This is a genomic window from Hymenobacter siberiensis, assembly GCF_018967845.1.
Classification (GTDB): domain Bacteria; phylum Bacteroidota; class Bacteroidia; order Cytophagales; family Hymenobacteraceae; genus Hymenobacter; species Hymenobacter siberiensis.
The window spans coordinates 2,418,676-2,436,083 of sequence record NZ_JAHLZZ010000001.1 but is presented as its reverse complement, the minus strand read 5'-3'; the positions used below and the strand labels follow the sequence as shown (position 1 = coordinate 2,436,083).

Genomic DNA, 17,408 nt, shown 5'->3' with positions numbered 1-17,408 from the left:
TGTGCCCAATGGCCAGCGAAAAGTTACTTACAGCGCAATCTCAGGCTTGGGGTGCTCACCTTCCTGACCGTCGGCGTTCACCGGCTTGGTCACGGCATCAGCTGTGTCGAAAGCGGCGGCGTTGTCGGCGGCTTCGGTGGTTTTAGCAGCCTTGGCGGCGGGAGCTGTAGCAGCGGGAGCGGCGGCACCAGGAGTGGTGAAGCGCGACTTCAGCTCTTCCAGGTCCACGTTTTTCAGGACGGGCGTGCGGAGCAACTCCTTGATAATGCTCTTCTTATTGTTGGCGCGGGCAATGTTCTTGCGGTGCTTGCGCTTGAGGCGGGTAACGGACATGGTGCCGGATTGGTTAAAGTCTAGGGGCTTACGAAACGGAGGGCAAAAGTAGGGCTTTCATTTTGAAAGTGCAAGCCCATGAGGCATTTTGCTGAATTACTGCGTATTCAGACAATGGATAGTCCCCGGGTTTCGGGCGCTACTTTTGCCCCGGCGGCTTTGCCCGGCCCGGGGAGCTTAGCGCTGGTTTGCGGCGCAGAGGCTTTGCGGGCGGCTTTTGCCGCGTCGGTTTCCATTCGCTCCCTACTATTGTTCCCATCTTATGCCTGCTGAAAACCCCCAACTACCCCTGGTTGATTTGCGCTCCGATACCGTGACCCGCCCCACGCCTGCCATGCTGGCGGCCATGTGGGCCGCGCCCGTGGGCGACGATGTGTATGAGGAAGACCCCACCGTGCGCCGCCTCGAAGAAGCCGCCGCTGCCCGCTTCGGGCTGGAAGCCGGCCTGTTTTGCCCCTCGGGCACGATGACCAACCAGATTGCCATTAAGGCCCACACCGAGCCGCTGAGCGAGGTTATCTGCGAGCAGACGGCCCACGTTTACCTGTGGGAAGTGGGCGGTATCGCTTTCCACTCCGCCGCATCGGTGGCGCTGCTGCCCGGCGACCGGGGCCGCCTCACGGCCGCGCAGGTGGAAGCCGCCATCCGGCCCGAAAACGTGCATTACCCCACTACTCGCCTCGTATGCCTGGAGAACACGCACAACCGGGGCGGTGGCAGTTGCTATAGCTGGGACGATATGGCGGCCATCAGCGAGGTGGCGAAGCAGCATGGGCTTGCGCGGCACCTAGACGGGGCTCGCATTTTCAACGCACTGGTGGCTACCGGGCAGCGCAGCGAAGATTATGGACAAATTTTCGACTCTATCTCGGTGTGTTTGAGCAAAGGCCTGGGCGCGCCGGTGGGCTCGGTATTGCTGGGCTCGAAGGCATTTATCCAGAAGTGCAAGCGCATCCGCAAGGTGATGGGCGGCGGGTGGCGGCAGGCCGGCTACCTGGCGGCCGCCGGCCTGTATGCGCTGGAAAATAATGTTGACCGCTTGGCCGATGACCATCGCCGCGCCGCCCGGCTGGCGGCCACGCTACGCCTGCAGCCCTACGTGGCCGAGGTGCTGAACCCGGAAACCAACCTCGTCATTTTCCGCCTGCACGACACCCAGCCCGCCGCCGGTTTCCTGGCCGCGCTGGAAGCACAGGGCATCCGGGCCAGCAGCTTCGGGCCGCAGTGGATTCGCTTTGTGACGCACCTCGACGTGGACGACGCCATGGTGGCGCGCATTGAGGCCGCCCTGGCGGAAATATCGTAGAACCTTGGTTTTGTGCGACCGTCATGCTGAGCCTGTCGAAGCATCGCTACCGCAACAGTAAATCCTTGCGATTGGATTGGATTGCATTGCGCGGTAGCGATGCTTCGACAAGCTCAGCATGACGGTCCTTTTTCTTTGTTGCCTACCCTCACCCCATTACCTTGGACCTATACACCGCCCTTGCGCTTCTGCTCGTTTTAGCTGCCGCCTTTGCCTACGTCAACCTGCGTTTTTTGAAAATGCCGACCGCCATCGGCCTGATGGTGCTTGGGCTGGTGGCATCGCTGGCGCTGGTGGGGCTGGCACGGTTCGACGTAAAACCCGTGCTGAAATTCGCGAACCTGGTGAACAAGCTGGATTTCAGCACCATCGTAATGCAGGTAATGCTGGGGTTCCTGCTGTTTGCGGGGGCCATTCACGTTGATACCCGCAGCCTGGGGCGGCTGCGCTGGCCGGTGGGCATACTGGCACTGGTGGGCACGCCGCTGAGTACGGGCATCGTGGCCGGGGCCATGTACCTGATGCTGCCGTGGTTTGGGCTTCCCACGCCGTTTATCTATTGCCTGCTGTTCGGGGCCCTTATTTCGCCCACCGACCCGGTGGCCGTGCTTAGCATTCTGACCAAAGCCAATATCCCGAAAGCCCTGGAAACCAAGATTGTGGGGGAGTCGCTGTTCAACGACGGCGTGGGCGTGGTGCTGTTTGTGGTAACGCTGGAAGTGGCCTTGCTGGGCCCCGGCGATGTCACGCTGAGCCACGCCCTCGGCATCTTTCTGCGCGAAACGGTGGGCGGGCTGGTGCTGGGCACCATGCTGGGGCTGGGCACGGGCTGGCTACTGCGCACCATCGACAACTACCAGGTGGAAGTGCTCATCACGCTGGCGCTGGTGGCCGGCGGCACGGCCCTGGCCACGCGGCTGCATACTTCGGGGCCGCTGGCCATGGTAATGGCCGGCTTGCTGGTGGGCCATTTCAGCCGCACCGGCGGGGTGCTCTCGAATGAGTCGCAAAACTACGTGGACAAGTTCTGGGAGCTCATTGATGAAGTGCTGAACGCGCTGCTGTTTGTGCTGATGGGGCTGGAGGTGCTGGTGCTGCACATTCCCGGGCGCACGGTGCTGGCGGGGGTAGCGGCCATTGGCGTTGTGCTGGTGGCCCGCATGGTGGCGGTGGCCCTGCCGCTGGGACTGCTGCGCATCCGGTCCACGTTTAAGGTTTCCGACCACGGCACCATTGTGCTCACCTGGGGCGGGCTGCGGGGCGGGCTGGCCGTGGCGCTGGCCCTGAGCCTGCCCGCCAGCATGCCGCGCGAGCTGCTGGTGGGCATCACCTACGTGGTGGTGGTGTTTTCGATTATCGGCCAGGGCCTTACCATCGGGCCGCTGGTGCGCTGGCTGGGCGTGGCGCAGCCACAGCCGGAAGAAGTAGAAAAGCATGCCTGACGCACGTTTCATTTCAAGGGACCTTTCCGCTGCCTTCTCACTGTTTTCTGAGCCATGAATCTATTCATCATCGGCGACGTGCACGGCTGCTTCCGCACCTTCAGCAACCTGCTGAAACACTGGAACCCGGCCACCGAGCACCTCATTCAGGTGGGCGATTTGGTGGACCGGGGCACCCGCACCCCCGAAACCGTGGAGCTGGCCCGCCAGCTGAGTGAGCAGTACCCCGAGTCGACCACTTTCCTGATGGGCAACCACGAGCTTTGCCTGCTGCACCACTTTGGCCCCCAGGGCCCCTACCCCGCCTGGCTGAACTGGGGCGGCCGCAGCACCGCCGACCAATACAAGCTAAAGCCCAAGCTACTGGCCCGGCACCTGCCCTGGCTCGAACAGCGCCAGCTGCTGTGGCAAAACGACCATGTGCTGGTGAGCCACGCCGGCCTAGCCGATTTCCCGCTGGCCGTGGCCATGGACCGCGACAACCCCGATGGCATTCTGTGGCGGCGCGGGCCGCTTCGGCGGCTGCCGCAGCTGCAAGTGGTGGGCCACACCCCCATGGATGACGGTGAGCCCCTGCATGACCCCGAATCCCACACGATGTACATCGATACCGGGGCGGTATTCGGGCGCAACCTCACGGGCCTGCGCCTCTCCCCCACTGGCGAAGTGCTTGCTATTGTGATGATTCCCGTTGACCCCGCCGACCTGCCGGACTAAGCCCACCTCACGCCCTACCAGATGCTCAACCAAGCCGCCATCGAACACCTTTCGGCCGCCGACCCGATTTTGGGGGCCGTCATTGCCACGGGCCGCGCCATTCACCCGCGCCCCCACGAAGACCTGTACCTGGCCCTGCTGCGCGCCATCGTGAGCCAGCAGATTTCGACCAAAGCCACCGCCGCCATCTGGAAGCGCTTCCAGGCCCTGTTTCCGCCCGAGGGCTACCCCGAGCCGCGCGAAGTGCTGGCCCTGAGCGAAGACGAGCTGCGCGCCGCCGGCCTCTCGCGCCAAAAAGCCGGCTACCTCAAAGCCATTGCTGAGTACAATGAGCGCGGCCTGCTCGACTACGAGCACCTCACCAGCCTGTCGGAAGATGCCTTCACCCAGCACCTTACCGCCATCAAAGGCGTGGGCCGCTGGACGGCGCAAATGCTGCAAATGTTCGCCCTCGACCAGCCCGACGTGTTTGCCGAGGGCGACCTGGGCGTGCAGAACGCCATGCGCCGACACTACGGCCTGGAGGAAACCGGCCGCGCCCTCCAAAAGCGCATGCTTGTCATTGCCGAGCCATGGCGGCCCTACCGCTCCCTGGCCTGCAAGTACCTGTGGCAGAGCCTGGATAACGACACGCAGATTCCGCCTTCTGTATAGGGGATTTAGTGAATCAAGAAGAACGTCATGCAGAGCGCAGCGAAGCATCTTGCCCGCAGTCACTAATCCCTTCGACTGGATTACTTTCTGCGGTAAAGATGCTTCGCTGCACTCTGCATGATGAGCTGATAATATGGCATTTATGAATACTACTTCGCTGCTGCCACCGCAACTTTTGCGCCCAGCTCAAACGCTTCTTCCTGCAGAAAAAACTCGCCCTGCTGCCGCAGAATGGCAATGTTATTTATCTCGATTTTCAGGTTGTAGGTTTCCTCGTTGAGGAAGCTCAGCACCGGACCCAGCAGGTCGGGAGTGGTGTCGTGCAGGGCCAGGGAGATGTGCGGCAGCCAGCAGTCGGGGCCGCTGAACTTGTCGGTGCGCAGGCACAGCGGCGCGGTAGCCTCGATGATGCGGTGGTGCAGGGCATTGAGGGCGTCGGAGCGCAGCACCGGGATGTAGATGACCGGCCGCTCGCCCGGAAACACGCCCAGACCGGTCGTGAAGGCCGGAAAGGGCTCGGTGGTGGCGGCCACGTCGGCCAGCACTTTCTTCAGGGCCGAGAGCTTGTGCACGCCGGCCAGCTGGTAGGTCAGGTGCGGGTCGGGAGTGGCCTGCACGTCGTCGATGCCGAATTTCTTTTCGAGCCGCTTGATGATGCGGTTGATGCGGGCGGCGTGGGGCGGGCTGAGCAGCGTGGTGATGGCGAGCATATGGGGCGGGGGCCAATCGGTGTTTTCGGCGGGGCAGCCGGATTGGAAATCGGGCTGAAATATCGGCTCACTGCTTACGGGAGTACGGCCAAGTAGATGCACGGGAAGGCTTATTTACGGTTTTGCATGGTTTGATTGAACTGCCGGCTCTGCCCGCGCGGGATGCTCAGGGACTGAAAACCCTCGCCCCGAATGATTTTGGCCAGCTGCACCAGCTGCCCGGCATGGGAGGCGTAGTGGGCCACCTGCCGCTGCACGACCTCCAGCACGGTGTGCGCCTCGCCCCGAATGGTGACGATGCGCACACCGTGCTGGAGCTCGTTCAGCAAATTGAACAGGATGCGCCACGCGGCTTCCCACTCCTGCCGCAGCGCTGGGATGTCGGCCACGTCGCGGGGCTCCTCAAACTCCTGGTCGCGCTGGCGGGTCGGCTTTTCGCCGTCGGTGGTCAGAAAATCGGTAAAGCGGGAGCGCAGGTTGCCCGCCATGTGCTGCACGATAACGACCGCGCTGTTGCTGCCCGGCGCGGGCTGCTGCCCCCACTCAGCATCGCTGAGCTGGACCAGGGCACGGTCGGCCAGGGTTTTATACTGCTGAAAATTGTGGCAGAAGGTAGCCAGCAGGGCCGCGCCCAGGGCATAGGCGGAAGATGGGGTAGGCATAGGCTAAAAGTAATGAATATGACCGAAGTGGCAACTGTCCAGCTGGCATTTTCAACCAGCAGGCCGGTCGGCAAACCGGGCCTTTTTATCGACTTAATGCGTCAAAGCACAACCCTGACCGGGTCCATTTGCGTTACCCGCTTTCCGCCTCCAGTCGTGTTTGAATCAGAGAAACCAACGGCCCTTCCGCCGCTCTCCGCGCTCCCCGTGTCGGAAGCGCCCACGCCCCGGTCCCGCCGTTGGGTCTGGTGGCTGCTGGGCGCGGCAATCGTGCTGCTGGGAATCACCCTGGTGGTGCAGCAGCTGCTCGACCCCTGGCTGCGCCGCAAGCTGGAACAGCAGGTGACCATCCAAACCCACGGCCAGTACCGCCTGCAAGTGGGCGCACTGCACACCAGCCTGTGGCAGCGCGCCATCCGGCTAAGTGGCCTGCGCCTGCGCCCAGCCGCTACCGTGGCCGATACGCTGCCCCGCGTGCAACTCGACGCAGCGCAGCTCAATGTTACGGGCATCGGCCTGCTGGCGCTGCTGCGCAAAGGTGTGGTGCCCATTGATAGCGTGGTGCTGGACTCGGCCCGGATTGAGGTACTGGCTTTGGCCCGAAAACCCACCAAAAACGCCGGAAAGCCGCTGTACGAGCAATTACCGCTTAAGCTTAAAGGACTGGATATCCGCTACTTCGGCCTGCTGCACACCCGCGCCAACTACCAGCCCAGCGGGGCGCAGGCCCAGCCCACGGCCCGCTTCCGACGCGCCGATTTGAGCGCCCAAAACCTGCTCATCAGCGCGGCCGGCGCGGCCGATTCGCAGCGCCTGGGCTACGCCATTGGCTGGAATCTCCTACTTCAGCATGCGCAAGGACAGGCAGCCGGCCACCAGCTGGCCGTGGCCGGGCTCACCATTGCCACCGCCGACCACCTGATTCAGCTCGATTCCGGGCGCGTGCAGCCGCTGGAGGCCGCCCGTACCGACCAGCCCCGCGTCGATTTGCTGCTGCCGCGCCTGCGCCTCACGGGGCTGCAGGCGGCGGCCTTGCAGCACCAGCACCGGTTCCGGGCCGATTCGCTGCTGATTCAGCAACCGCAGGTAACGGCCGTTTTACCGGCCAACAGCTCGGCGGGAAATTCGAAGTCGGCGACGGATTATCTCAAAAGTCTGGATTTGGCCCACCTGGACGTGCGCGGCGGCTACGTGCGGGTGCAGGGCGCGGCGGCCAACCCCATTATCCACGGCTTGGAAGTGGCGGGTACGGCCATTCATTTCGACTCGGTGAACGCGCCCAACGCGCAACGCATTTTCTTCGCCAAAGCCTGGGAAGCGGCGCTGGGCCGCAGCCAGGCCACCGTGGCGGCGCATGCGCTGGCGCTGGGTAGCCTGCAGCTGTCGACTTCGGCGGGCACGTTTACGCTGCGCTCGGTGCGGATTCGGCCGCCCGCGCCGGGGCAGGGCAAGCCCGGTGGCCTGCGCGTCGACCTGGTGCTGCCCAGCCTGGCACTAGCCGGGCTCGATGCGAAAGCCCTTCAACAAAAGCACTTTCAGGCCCAAAGCCTGGTCCTGGACCGGCCCAACCTTCACTTCACACCGCCCGTGCAGCCGCCCCCGCCCTTCTGGAAATTGCTGTCGAAATACCTGCGCCGCTCCGATTTGGCCGTGGTGCGGGTGAACCACGGCGAGCTGCTTTTCGGCCGCTGGCGGCATGCCCCCCAGGTACGCGACCTGAACGTGACGGCCACTGCCATCCGCATCGACTCGGCGGCCAATGCCGACCCGGGCCGCATAGCCTACGCCCGCGCATGGCTGCTGAACACCGGCCAGCTGTCGGCACCCTTCGACCCGCCCTTTTACCAGGCCAGCAGCGCGCATGTGCACCTCGACACCAATGCCCAGCAACTGGTATTCAGCGACATGCTCTTGAAGCCCCAGTTCTCGCCCATCGGCATGAACCTGCACAAGGGCTACCAGGCCCCGGCCGTTACCATCAAATTGAAGGCCCTGACCCTGGCCGGACTCGCTTTCAAAGGCCTGGTTGAGCACGGCGATTTCCGCCTGAAGCGCGTCACCGTGCAAAGCCCTGTCGTCACCATCGCCTCCGACGGCCGGGGGCCTATCAACCCGAACCGCTCTAAGATATCGCCCGAGGAGATGCTCAACCTCCCCGTAATCATCGACGTGCCCCGGCTCGACCTTGTGAATGGCAACCTGTACTCGACCTACCGCAACCCGCTCACGCCCCTCACCGGCACCATGAACATCAACCGCTTCAACGGCACGTTCTATAACCTGAGCAACGACCGCCGGCACCAGACCGCCGCCCGGCCCCTCACCGGCAAGGCCAGCACCTACCTCCAGAACCAGTGCCGGCTCGATGCCCAGGTATCCATGTATTTGCTCGACCCCAAGGGCCGGCACCGCATCTGGGGCGCGTTCGGCCCCGGCCCGTTTGCCATGCTCAACTCCATGACCGTGCCCACCAAGCTGGTCGGATTCAAGAGCGGCAAGGCGCAGCGTATTCGGTTCGATATGCGGGCAGACCGCCAGGGCACCACGGGCACCATGTGGGCCGAGTATTCGGGCTTGCAGATGGAACTGCTTGGCTACAAGAACGAAGAAGCAAAGAAAACCCTTATCAAGCGCGTTATCTCCAAAGCCGTCAACGTCGTGGTAATTCGGGACCAGAACCCGCGCAAGCGCGGCAAGCTGGTAACCGGCGAGATGAAAAGCACCCGCGAGCCGCGCTTTTCGGTGTTCGCCCTCTGGCGGCAGGGCGTGGTAAGCGGCCTGTTCAACAACGTGGGCGTGCCCTAAAAAATCGCCCAGAAGCTGAGCGAGAGCAAGGACGAAGCGCCGCTGCCCAAATGAGCCCTTTTAGGCACCGCTCCATCGGATAATTACCCGGGCGCTGCCATTGAGCCGCATTCTTTAGTTCACGTGAAAAAGGGCTGCTTTCCAATTGGAAAGCAGCCCTTTTTGGCTCGAAACCAGTAGAGAGGCTACTGGAACGTCACACGGTTGATGCTGTACTGGCTGACGGCCGGCATGCGGCCCGAAAACAGCGCGTCGAGGTTGGCATAGAGCACGTAGCTGTTGCCGGCGCGCTGGGTGAGCGTGGTCGGGAATTCGGCCTTGGTGGCGAAGGTGCCCGAGAGCGTGGCCGCCCCAAAGTTGTTGGTGGTGGCCAGGCGAAACACCTTGGCCTGGGCATTACTCACCACCTGCAGGGTGTTATTATCTTGCAGCAGCAGGCCATCGGCGGCCATCAGGTTTTGGGTGGTGGCCACCGGCACGTAACCGGCTGGGTTGGTGAGCGGCACTTTATAAATCACGCCGTTGTCGGACTTGGCCACCAGCAGGTACCCGTCGGGGTGCACCACGATGCCGTTGAAGCCGAACGCACCGGCGGCCGGGGTGCCCAAGCGGGCCGCGTCTTCCAGAAACACGGTGGCATTATTCTGCGGGTCCACTTTGTAAATCAGGTTGGAGAAGCTGTCGGTGACGTAGGCGTTGCCCTGGGCATCGACGGCGATGTCGTTGGCAAAGTGCGCCAGGGCCGGGCGCAGAGTACCGAGTTCTACTATCGTGGGGGCGGCCGTGGGGGCGCTGCGGTTGAAGATGGCCAGGCGGGCCAGCTTGCCCTGGGTGGTAGCGGTGCTGCGGGCCGCATTGGCACCGGGGTCCGAAATGGCCGCCAGTACGCGGTTGCGGGGCTCGTCGAGGTACAGGCCAATGGCCGACACCAGCTTGGGGTCGTCGGGGAAAGCGGTGCTGTAGGTGCCGTCGTCCTTCACCTGGCCCACGCGGCCGGTGGTGAGAGACGTGACCAGGAAGCGGGTGTTAGCGGCGTCGTACTGCACGCCCTCGGGGTAAAGACCGGCCTGGGTGAAGGTGACAACGGCGGGGGCCGCGGGCGTTACTACGTCGGGCTCTTTGTCTTTGGAACAGCTACCAAGCAGCAGTAGGCCGAGCACGGCAGCCGGCACCAGGCGACGGGACGAGGCCGCCGGAACTTGAAGGGAAAACATAGTCATGAGAATGGGGGATGTATAAAAGGCACGAAACAGGCCGCACCCGTGTAGGAACATGGGTAATACCAACGGCTGGGTATTTTGGTTTTGAAAGGCGGCCACCGGCCGGGGCCTGACGCCAAGCCCAACCGTGCGCCGTACCTTTGCCCCTCAATACCGCTGACTAGATGATTTCCATTTCCGACCTCGACTTCCACTTTGGCTCCCGTGCGCTGTACGATAACGCCAGCCTGCACATTAAGCCCAAGGACAAAATTGGCCTTATCGGCCTCAATGGCACCGGCAAATCGACGCTACTGCGCCTGTTGGTGGGCGAGTACAAGGCCGATGGCGGCTCGATTTCGATGGCCAAGGACGTGAGCCTGGGCTTCCTGAACCAGGACCTGCTGAGCTACGACACGCACGAAAGCATTCTGCACGTAGCCATGCAGGCTTTTGCCGAAGCCCTGGAGCTGCAGCAGAAAATCGACGACATTCTGGTGCTGTTCGAAACCGATTATTCCGACGACCTCATCGACAAGCTGGCCACCATGCAGGAGCGGTTTGAGGCGCTGGGCGGCTACACCATGCAGGCCCGCGCTGAGGAAATTCTCGAAGGCCTGGGCTTCACGACCGAGGAGCTGACCAAGCCGCTCAAATCCTTTTCGGGCGGCTGGCGCATGCGCGTGATGCTGGCCAAAATCCTGCTCCAGCAGCCCTCGCTGCTGCTGCTCGACGAACCCACCAACCACTTGGACCTGCCCTCCATTAAGTGGATTGAGAACTACCTGGCCGACTACGAGGGCGCCGTCATCATCGTGAGCCACGACCGGGCCTTTCTCGACCGCACCACCAACACCACGGTGGAGGTGATTAGCGGCAAGCTGGTGCCCTACGCCGGCAACTACAGCTACTACCTCGAAGAAAAGGTGGAGCGCAACCTCATTCAGAAAGGTGCTTTTGATAACCAGCAGGCCCAGATTCGGCAGGCTGAGAAGTTCATTGAGCGCTTTAAGGCCAAGGCCAGCAAGGCCAAGCAGGCCCAAAGCCGCGTGAAAGCCCTCGACAAGCTGGAGCGCATTGAGGACGTGGCCCAGGACGCCGCCAAAATCAACATGAAGTTCACCTTCAAGGTGGAGCCCGGCCGGCACATTCTGCGCATGGAGCACGTGACGAAGAAGTACGACCAGAAGCTGATTTTCCGCGACACGAATGTGCACATCGAGCGGGGCGACAAAATCGCGCTGATTGGCGCCAACGGCAAGGGCAAATCGACGCTTATGCGCCTCGTGGCCGGCACCGAAGCGCCCACCAACGGCAAGCACCAGCTGGGCCACAACGTGATTATGTCGTTCTACGCCCAGCACCAGCTGGAGTCGCTGACGCTCGACAACGAAATTTTGCAGGAGATGAGCGAGGCCGGCTCGAAGCGCAACGACATGGAGTTGCGCTCGGTACTGGGCTCGTTCCTATTCACGGGCGAGGAGGTTTTCAAGAAAATCAAAGTCCTCAGCGGTGGCGAGAAAAGCCGCGTGGCCCTGGCCAAAACCCTGATTTCAGAAGCCAACTTCCTGCTGCTTGATGAACCGACCAACCACCTGGATATGGTGTCGGTAAACATCCTGATTCAGGCCCTGGAGCAGTACCAGGGCACGTTCATCGTGATTAGTCACGACCGGTTCTTCGTGGAGAACGTGGCTACTAAAATCTGGTACATCGAGGATTTTCAGCTGAAAGAGTACCCCGGCACCTACGCCGAGTACGAAACCTGGCAGGAAGACCGCGAGAAGGCCGCCAAGAAAGCCGGCCTGCCCAGCCCCTCGGCCCCCAAGCCGCAGCATAAGGAGGACAAAAAATCCGAGTCTGCTCCCGCTAAAACGTCCTCGCCCGACCAGAAAAAGGCGCTGAAAGAACTGGCCGAAGTAGAAGCCAAAATCGATACGCTGGAAAAAGAACTAGCCGGCTACGAAAAGCAGCTCGCCGACCCGAAAATCTACGAAAACTCATCGCAGCTGAAAGACGCGACAATGAAATTCGAGCAGGTGAAAAAGGAGCTGGCCCAGTTGAATGACCGGTGGGAAATGCTGGCGGAAGTATAGTCGCATAGCCGCTTAAAAATAAAAGCCTCTCCAGAAGCAATTGCTTCAGGAGAGGCTTTTTTAATGGCAACGACGACGGTTTCGGGCTTGGCGAAGGTGGCGATTTTCACCACAAATGTTGATGCGGAGAACCAAACTTTGATTAACCACAAATGTGTCTGCGGAGCACTGAACCGCCACTTTTGCCAAACCAGTGTTATCGGGTCGGCCTTCTTGTCTGCTGTATGTTTTACGCTCGTCCAAAATAGTCGCTGGTAACTTTGAATTTACTCCAAGCCTATCCAATCAATCAATAATTTGAAGTCTTCGTCTTGCTTGTTGGCAATCAAAAAACTCAATTGTTCGATGCTTGCAAAATTAAAATTCGGGATGTTCATTTTGCGCCCTCGATACTGCGGGTAAAATTCCCTGATTTCTAACTTAATGTTTTCCCATTCTCCTGAAGTGCTAAATTGGTGCACATAAGACTCAGACTGCGAAATACTGCCCTTCAAACGAAACTCATAATTCTTACCATCGCCTTTTACCCGCAAAACAACAAATGTCTTTTCTTCTGCTAGTTTGATTGTTGTGTTCAGTTGAGTCGAGGCAAATCCTCCGTTGTTCGCCAATGAAACGTGACCTGAAAATTGTCCATGTCCTGCATCGGTAAGCACAAATGAACTCTTTGATATACCACCCATCACACCATCGTTGACAATACGCCATTCCTTGATGTTCGATTGAGTTGAAAAATTATAAATATGTTTCATATTTGAATTAGCGGATAAGCCGAGTACGAGTAAAATTATTAAGTATTTCATTTTTTTATTTTTTGAAACCACTAACAAAATTCAACGAGTCTATTACAAAGCTAGTTGGTCGTATTATCTGGTCACTCAGTATTTCCATAGCATTTTCATCATCTCTTTTTCCCGTTTCTTTTCCTGTCTCGTTTTTAGGCTGCCCGACGACGAACAGGTATTGCTGCAGGTGGGGAATTCATTGAACGTCCAGCCCGGAACCGCTGCCCAATTGAAAATATAAAGTTGAAGTTAACAACAAAAAGCCAAATAGATATTCGTCTGCCCGAACTAAAGTACAGCGATGCAAACAGCCGAAGTTTCAACGTCCAGCCCCACTTGCAGCAATACCAATGTTATGTGCATACCCTTGTCTGTCACCACATTTTCCACCAAGGCTTTTTCACTGTTTCGTATCTATTGTAACTTCCGCCAGTCAAAATTTTGTTGTCAATGTCATACGAAAAGTGAACCAATTCATCTGCTTCAGTCATTGGGTCGTATGAAAGTCCGGAAACAATAGACTTGTTGCGAAGTGAGTGAAGTGCGGAATTTTCGACAAACTGTACTTAAATTTAGAACATGAACTTTTCCGTAAAAAACCTCACTACTTCGCGTAAATGGCGTGCTGCCACGGGACTCACGGCGGAGCGTTTTGCGCAGCTTTTGGCGCATTTTAAGCAGGCGTATTTTCGGTTAAATGGAACAGATATGATTGAACGTGGGGCTTTTGCGCCGTATGAAGTAGCCCTTAAAACAGAAGAAGAATTACTGCTTTTCACCCTATTCAGCTTCAAAGCAAACTTGACGTATGATTTGTTGGGATTGGTCAGTGGGATGGACGGTTCCAACGCGAAACGCAACCAGGAATTAGGCATTACGGTGCTCCAAGAAGCGCTGGAGCAAACCGGGCATGCGCCAAAGCGGGAATTTGCGACAGTGGCCGAATTTGAAGCCTATTTTCAGGAACACGAGACGTTATTGGTCGATGGAACAGAGCAACGCAAGCAACGACCAGGAAATAAAGAGATGCAAAAAGACTACTATAGCGGTAAAAAAAAATACACGCCGTAAAAGAGATAGTTATTTCAACGACCATTCGCTGGATTGGTTTTATCAGCCGTTGTTACGGCGGAAGACACCACGACTACAGTGTGCTAAAAAGCATTTTACCAGTTGATAAAGAGTGGTTTAAAAAGTTCAAGGTGCGGTTGGACCTGGGGTTTTTGGGCTTCGCGAAAGACTACGTTTGCCGGAAAGTTTTTATTCCTATCAAAAAGCCGAAAGGGAAAGAACTCACCGATGAACAACGAGAAATAAATACAAAACAAGCAAGTGAACGAATTACCGTAGAGCATAGCATTGGCGGATTGAAACGTTATCGAATTTTGGAAGACCGATTACGTTTGCATAATTTGAACCTGTACAATGACGTGCTGGGAGTGTGTGCGGGCTTGTGGAATTTCAGCTTAAATCTGTGATTAATAGCTCGCAACAAGTCTAACGTTTTGGCGCTTGGCGAAGAAGCGGATTTCGAAGCACTAAACTGTCTGCCAGCACTGAACTTGATACGAAGCACAAAGCTTCATTTAAGCACTGAACCCGCTTTTTTGCCAAACGCCTGTTAGTGGCTGGGCTTCTTTTCATTGTCTGTTTGATATATTGTCGTGAACCCATTTTGCTTCTTCTTCTGGTGTAACTTTGTCCAACGTGCTACTTATTCTACTAAATGTTGCGTGAGGAAAGTCGTAAGGTTTGCTGTTGTCAAAATATGGTCCAACTATACCTAAAAACCATCCGTCTTTTGCAGACCAATGTGGCTCGTTCACTCGACATTTGAAAACTTCATAGTGAACAAAGTTGTTTTGTCCGTCAAAGTCAAAAGTTACACGTTTAATATGTTCAATTTCGTCAGGACAAGCATCAAGTTCAGTCGGAAACTCTAACCAATTTGCAAGATTACTTTCAGCACCTGAAATTAAATTATTGAATTCCTTCGGAAAAAGATTTGTCTTGTCGTGGTCAGCTAAAAGTTGAAATGCTGTTTGTCTGGTCAATATGTTTTTTGCAAAAGGCAGAACGTCATTTTCAGTAATTTCTTGTCCACTTTCGAGTTTGTCGTAGAGCTCTTTTAATCTGTCAAAGCGTTCTGCATTAAGTTTGTTATTTTGTCGTTTAACAGTAATAAATCGGTAAACAGCAAAAATTACTATTGCTAAAACTATCAGTCCAATTATTGTAAAAACTATTTTCATTCTTCTTTTATTTTGAATTTGTCTGTCCGTGTGTTGCGTCTGTCAGCCTTGCCACTAACATTTGGATTGCCGCAACTCGCAGCTATTGCAAGTTGCGGCAATCCGTCCTTAGTACGCAAGTGAGTTGCGGGATACCGGCTAGATGAGCTGGCTTGCCGCAACTCGCCGGTTACAGACCCCGGCTATCGAGCCAGGAAGCTGGTAAGGCTCGTTGAGCAACATGGGAATATATTTCGGTGGTTTTAAAGCTGACATATATGGCCAAGCAGGTCCGGCATGATGTGCGTGTCGGCTACCTCCCCGCCAGCGCCGCTAAGCCGCTTCGTCTTCCAGAAAAGCCACCTGGCCCGTGGCAATGTCGTGCATGCCGCCCACAATGCCGACCTGGCCCGCTTCAATCATCTCTTTCAGTATCGGGCTGCGCTCCAGGATGGCCTGTACCGTGCGTTTCACGTTTATCAGGGATACTTTTTCCACGAAGGCCGGATTGCCGGAAGTGCGGTCTTCGGTTTCGGTTTTCTCGTTGAATACGGCCGGCTGAATTTTATTGAGCAGGGCCGTCAGGTTGCCCATTTCCACGTGGTCGCAGGCACCCTTCACGGCACCGCATTTGGTGTGGCCCAGCACCACAATTATTTTCGAGCCGGCCACCTTGCAAGCAAATTCCATGCTGCCCAGAATGTCTTCGTTGATGATGTTACCGGCCACGCGCACGCTGAACACATCGCCCAGGCCCTGGTCAAAAATCAGCTCGGCCGACGTCCGACTGTCGATGCAGCTCAGGATAACGGCGAATGGGAATTGGCCGTCGGCGGTATAGCCGGCCTGCTCCAGTAGGTTACGGTTGGCTTTCAGGTTGTTGACGAATCGGCTGTTGCCTTCTTTTAAAATCTGCAGCGACGTTTTGGGCGTGAGGCTGGCTTGGGTTTCCTGGGTGTGTACGCGCATGGGGCGGGGGAATTGGAATGGGAAAAAGGACATGTGAACGACGGCTGCGTGCGGCCGGCAATACCGGCTGGGCACCAGGGCCGCCCTATTGGTAACGTAAAATAACGCTGCGCAGTCGTTGCGCCCGGCATTGGCGGGCAGGCAACCGTACTTTCGTGCCATGCGCTTTCTTCCCCTTGCCTCTCTCCTGCTGCTGGCCGCCGCCTGCGTGCCGCTGGGCACCCCCATCACCAGCACCGCGCCCGGCACCCAGCGCCCGCCCGAATACTACGCCGATAAAACCCTGCGCTACCAGGACTACACCTACGCGCCCGACGTGCGCAGCGTGCAGTGCTACGTGAATACGGGCCGGCCCAACGAGGTATTGCAGCCGCCGGTGGTGCCGCTGGGCCAGAGCCCGAGCATCGTGCTGGAGTTTGACGTGTTAGGCCCGCAAAGCCAGCGCTTCACCGCCAAGCTCATTCACTGCGATGTGGACTGGCAGCCGTCGGTGCTCACGGACATGCAGTTTCTGAGCGAAATCAACGAGTTTCTCATCACCGATTACCGGGTGGGCACGGGTACCAAGGTGCCGTATTTCCACTACCGGCTGCGCGCCCCGCAGGTGAAGCTGAGCGGCAACTACCTGCTGGTGGTACAAAGCGCGGGTAGTGTACCGGTGGTATCGCGCCGGCTGCTGGTGTATGAGAACCAGGTGAGTGTGGGCCTGGCCCCGGGCATCGTCATCGGCGGGCAGGAGCGGTTCACCATGCAGCAGCTCGATTTCAGTATTGGCTACGGCACCGTGGACTTGGTGAACCCCGCCGTGGAAGTGAAGGTGGTGCTGCGCCAGAACTTCCGCTGGGACAACGCCAAGTACAACCTGCGCCCCACCTTCGTGCGCGACGCCGAGCGCCGCCTCGACTACCAGTATTTCAACTTCGAGAATGCCTTTCCCGGCCTCAGCGAGTACCGGTATTTCGATACCCGCTCCATCCAGACGGTGGGCATTGGCGTGCTGCACGTAGACCCGCGCGCCATGCCCGCGACCACGGTGCAGCTGCAGCCCGAAGTATCGCGCAGCCAGACGGCCTACAACCAGTACGTGGATTCCAACGGCCAGCGCGTGTTCGAGAGCCGCGAATACGGCAACGGCGCCACCAACGCCGACTACGCCGACGTGCAGTTTCAGCTAAAAGCCCCGCAGCCCGCGCCCGGCCCGGTCTACGTGTTTGGTGCCCTCACCGACTGGCAGCTGAAGGACGAGTTCAAGCTGAAATACGACGAAGCGCAGCAGCTCTACACCGGCCACGCCCTGCTTAAGCAAGGCTACTACAACTACGATTTTGCCGTGGCCGGGGCCGCCGGCAAGGCCCCCAACGAAGTGTACTTCGAAGGCACGCACTACGAAACCGAAAACCAGTACGACCTGCTGGTGTACTACCGCCCGCCCGGCACCCGCGCCGACCTGCTTATCGGCTACAAAGCCGTGGATATGAACAGCCGGCAGTAGCCCGCCG

At 58.3% G+C, this 17,408-nt stretch carries 16 protein-coding genes; 9 read left to right on the top strand and 7 right to left on the bottom strand.

What is annotated here, in order from left to right:
* Positions 1–27: 27 nt before the first annotated feature.
* The gene (locus tag KQ661_RS10545; RefSeq protein ID WP_216690827.1) at positions 28–333 is read right to left on the bottom strand and encodes a hypothetical protein; all 306 of its coding nucleotides are present in this window, start codon (positions 331–333) and stop codon (positions 28–30) included.
* Between the two features lie 262 nt (positions 334–595).
* Between KQ661_RS10545 and KQ661_RS10540 the strand changes: the two genes are divergently transcribed.
* The 4 genes from KQ661_RS10540 to KQ661_RS10525 all read left to right on the top strand — a co-directional run bounded on the left by KQ661_RS10540 (position 596) and on the right by KQ661_RS10525 (position 4,452).
* Complete coding sequence (locus KQ661_RS10540; RefSeq protein WP_216680580.1) at positions 596–1,639, top strand: threonine aldolase family protein; 1,044 nt, start codon at positions 596–598, stop codon at positions 1,637–1,639.
* Positions 1,640–1,800: 161 nt separating this feature from the next.
* Positions 1,801–3,081, top strand: coding sequence for a cation:proton antiporter (locus KQ661_RS10535; protein WP_216680579.1), 1,281 nt, complete (start codon positions 1,801–1,803; stop codon positions 3,079–3,081).
* A 54-nt stretch (positions 3,082–3,135) separates the two neighbouring features.
* Positions 3,136–3,798 (top strand): metallophosphoesterase, encoded by a 663-nt coding sequence (locus tag KQ661_RS10530; RefSeq protein ID WP_216680578.1) that lies wholly within the window; start codon positions 3,136–3,138, stop codon positions 3,796–3,798.
* A 21-nt stretch (positions 3,799–3,819) separates the two neighbouring features.
* Positions 3,820–4,452 (top strand): DNA-3-methyladenine glycosylase family protein, encoded by a 633-nt coding sequence (locus KQ661_RS10525; RefSeq protein WP_216686384.1) that lies wholly within the window; start codon positions 3,820–3,822, stop codon positions 4,450–4,452.
* Between the two features lie 149 nt (positions 4,453–4,601).
* Here KQ661_RS10525 and KQ661_RS10520 read toward each other — a convergent pair whose 3' ends face one another.
* Positions 4,602–5,162: a 2'-5' RNA ligase family protein gene (locus KQ661_RS10520; protein WP_216686383.1), complete on the bottom strand. Its 561-nt coding sequence runs from the start codon at positions 5,160–5,162 to the stop codon at positions 4,602–4,604.
* 110 nt (positions 5,163–5,272) lie between these two features.
* Positions 5,273–5,824, bottom strand: a complete 552-nt coding sequence (locus KQ661_RS10515) for a DUF1572 family protein (protein WP_216686382.1) — start codon at positions 5,822–5,824, stop codon at positions 5,273–5,275.
* A 207-nt stretch (positions 5,825–6,031) separates the two neighbouring features.
* Between KQ661_RS10515 and KQ661_RS10510 the strand changes: the two genes are divergently transcribed.
* Positions 6,032–8,629, top strand: coding sequence for an AsmA family protein (locus KQ661_RS10510; RefSeq protein WP_216686381.1), 2,598 nt, complete (start codon positions 6,032–6,034; stop codon positions 8,627–8,629).
* 185 nt (positions 8,630–8,814) lie between these two features.
* Here the strand turns inward: KQ661_RS10510 and KQ661_RS10505 are convergent, their stop codons facing one another.
* Positions 8,815–9,843 carry an SMP-30/gluconolactonase/LRE family protein gene (locus KQ661_RS10505; protein ID WP_216686380.1) on the bottom strand — a complete coding sequence of 343 codons (1,029 nt, stop codon included), beginning with the start codon at positions 9,841–9,843 and terminating at the stop codon, positions 8,815–8,817.
* Positions 9,844–10,013: 170 nt separating this feature from the next.
* Between KQ661_RS10505 and KQ661_RS10500 the strand changes: the two genes are divergently transcribed.
* Complete coding sequence (locus KQ661_RS10500) at positions 10,014–11,924, top strand: ABC-F family ATP-binding cassette domain-containing protein (RefSeq protein ID WP_216680571.1); 1,911 nt, start codon at positions 10,014–10,016, stop codon at positions 11,922–11,924.
* A gap of 266 nt (positions 11,925–12,190) precedes the next feature.
* Here KQ661_RS10500 and KQ661_RS10495 read toward each other — a convergent pair whose 3' ends face one another.
* Positions 12,191–12,676, bottom strand: coding sequence for a CIA30 family protein (locus tag KQ661_RS10495; protein ID WP_216680570.1), 486 nt, complete (start codon positions 12,674–12,676; stop codon positions 12,191–12,193).
* A gap of 612 nt (positions 12,677–13,288) precedes the next feature.
* On the opposite strand from KQ661_RS10495, the gene KQ661_RS10490 reads away from it, so the two are divergent.
* Together KQ661_RS10490 and KQ661_RS10485 are read left to right on the top strand one after the other, a co-directional pair.
* Positions 13,289–13,780 (top strand): transposase family protein, encoded by a 492-nt coding sequence (locus KQ661_RS10490; protein ID WP_216686216.1) that lies wholly within the window; start codon positions 13,289–13,291, stop codon positions 13,778–13,780.
* A complete protein-coding gene (locus tag KQ661_RS10485) occupies positions 13,768–14,187 on the top strand; it encodes a transposase family protein (protein ID WP_216680677.1) in 420 nt (139 codons plus the stop codon). Before KQ661_RS10490 ends, KQ661_RS10485 begins: the two co-directional genes overlap by 13 nt.
* 162 nt (positions 14,188–14,349) lie before the next feature.
* On the opposite strand, the gene KQ661_RS10480 is transcribed toward KQ661_RS10485, so the two are convergent.
* Together KQ661_RS10480 and KQ661_RS10475 are read right to left on the bottom strand one after the other, a co-directional pair.
* Positions 14,350–14,961 (bottom strand): FeoB-associated Cys-rich membrane protein, encoded by a 612-nt coding sequence (locus KQ661_RS10480; RefSeq protein WP_216680568.1) that lies wholly within the window; start codon positions 14,959–14,961, stop codon positions 14,350–14,352.
* Between the two features lie 312 nt (positions 14,962–15,273).
* Complete coding sequence (locus KQ661_RS10475; RefSeq protein ID WP_216680567.1) at positions 15,274–15,909, bottom strand: carbonic anhydrase family protein; 636 nt, start codon at positions 15,907–15,909, stop codon at positions 15,274–15,276.
* Between the two features lie 160 nt (positions 15,910–16,069).
* Here KQ661_RS10475 and KQ661_RS10470 point away from each other — a divergent pair, with 160 nt between their 5' ends.
* Positions 16,070–17,401 (top strand): type IX secretion system plug protein, encoded by a 1,332-nt coding sequence (locus KQ661_RS10470; RefSeq protein WP_216686379.1) that lies wholly within the window; start codon positions 16,070–16,072, stop codon positions 17,399–17,401.
* Positions 17,402–17,408: the final 7 nt, after the last annotated feature.

Excerpts from the sequence above, each read along its gene's own strand:
- KQ661_RS10545 (WP_216690827.1), bottom strand. The coding sequence starts at position 333 with ATGTCCGTTACCCGCCTCAAGCGCAAGCACCGCAAGAACATTGCCCGC.
- KQ661_RS10540 (WP_216680580.1), top strand. The coding sequence starts at position 596 with ATGCCTGCTGAAAACCCCCAACTACCCCTGGTTGATTTGCGCTCCGAT.
- KQ661_RS10530 (WP_216680578.1), top strand. The coding sequence starts at position 3,136 with ATGAATCTATTCATCATCGGCGACGTGCACGGCTGCTTCCGCACCTTC.
- KQ661_RS10525 (WP_216686384.1), top strand. The coding sequence starts at position 3,820 with ATGCTCAACCAAGCCGCCATCGAACACCTTTCGGCCGCCGACCCGATT.
- KQ661_RS10520 (WP_216686383.1), bottom strand. The coding sequence starts at position 5,162 with ATGCTCGCCATCACCACGCTGCTCAGCCCGCCCCACGCCGCCCGCATC.
- KQ661_RS10515 (WP_216686382.1), bottom strand. The coding sequence starts at position 5,824 with ATGCCTACCCCATCTTCCGCCTATGCCCTGGGCGCGGCCCTGCTGGCT.
- KQ661_RS10505 (WP_216686380.1), bottom strand. The coding sequence starts at position 9,843 with ATGTTTTCCCTTCAAGTTCCGGCGGCCTCGTCCCGTCGCCTGGTGCCG.
- KQ661_RS10500 (WP_216680571.1), top strand. The coding sequence starts at position 10,014 with ATGATTTCCATTTCCGACCTCGACTTCCACTTTGGCTCCCGTGCGCTG.
- KQ661_RS10495 (WP_216680570.1), bottom strand. The coding sequence starts at position 12,676 with ATGAAACATATTTATAATTTTTCAACTCAATCGAACATCAAGGAATGG.
- KQ661_RS10490 (WP_216686216.1), top strand. The coding sequence starts at position 13,289 with ATGAACTTTTCCGTAAAAAACCTCACTACTTCGCGTAAATGGCGTGCT.
- KQ661_RS10480 (WP_216680568.1), bottom strand. The coding sequence starts at position 14,961 with ATGAAAATAGTTTTTACAATAATTGGACTGATAGTTTTAGCAATAGTA.
- KQ661_RS10475 (WP_216680567.1), bottom strand. The coding sequence starts at position 15,909 with ATGCGCGTACACACCCAGGAAACCCAAGCCAGCCTCACGCCCAAAACG.
- KQ661_RS10470 (WP_216686379.1), top strand. The coding sequence starts at position 16,070 with ATGCGCTTTCTTCCCCTTGCCTCTCTCCTGCTGCTGGCCGCCGCCTGC.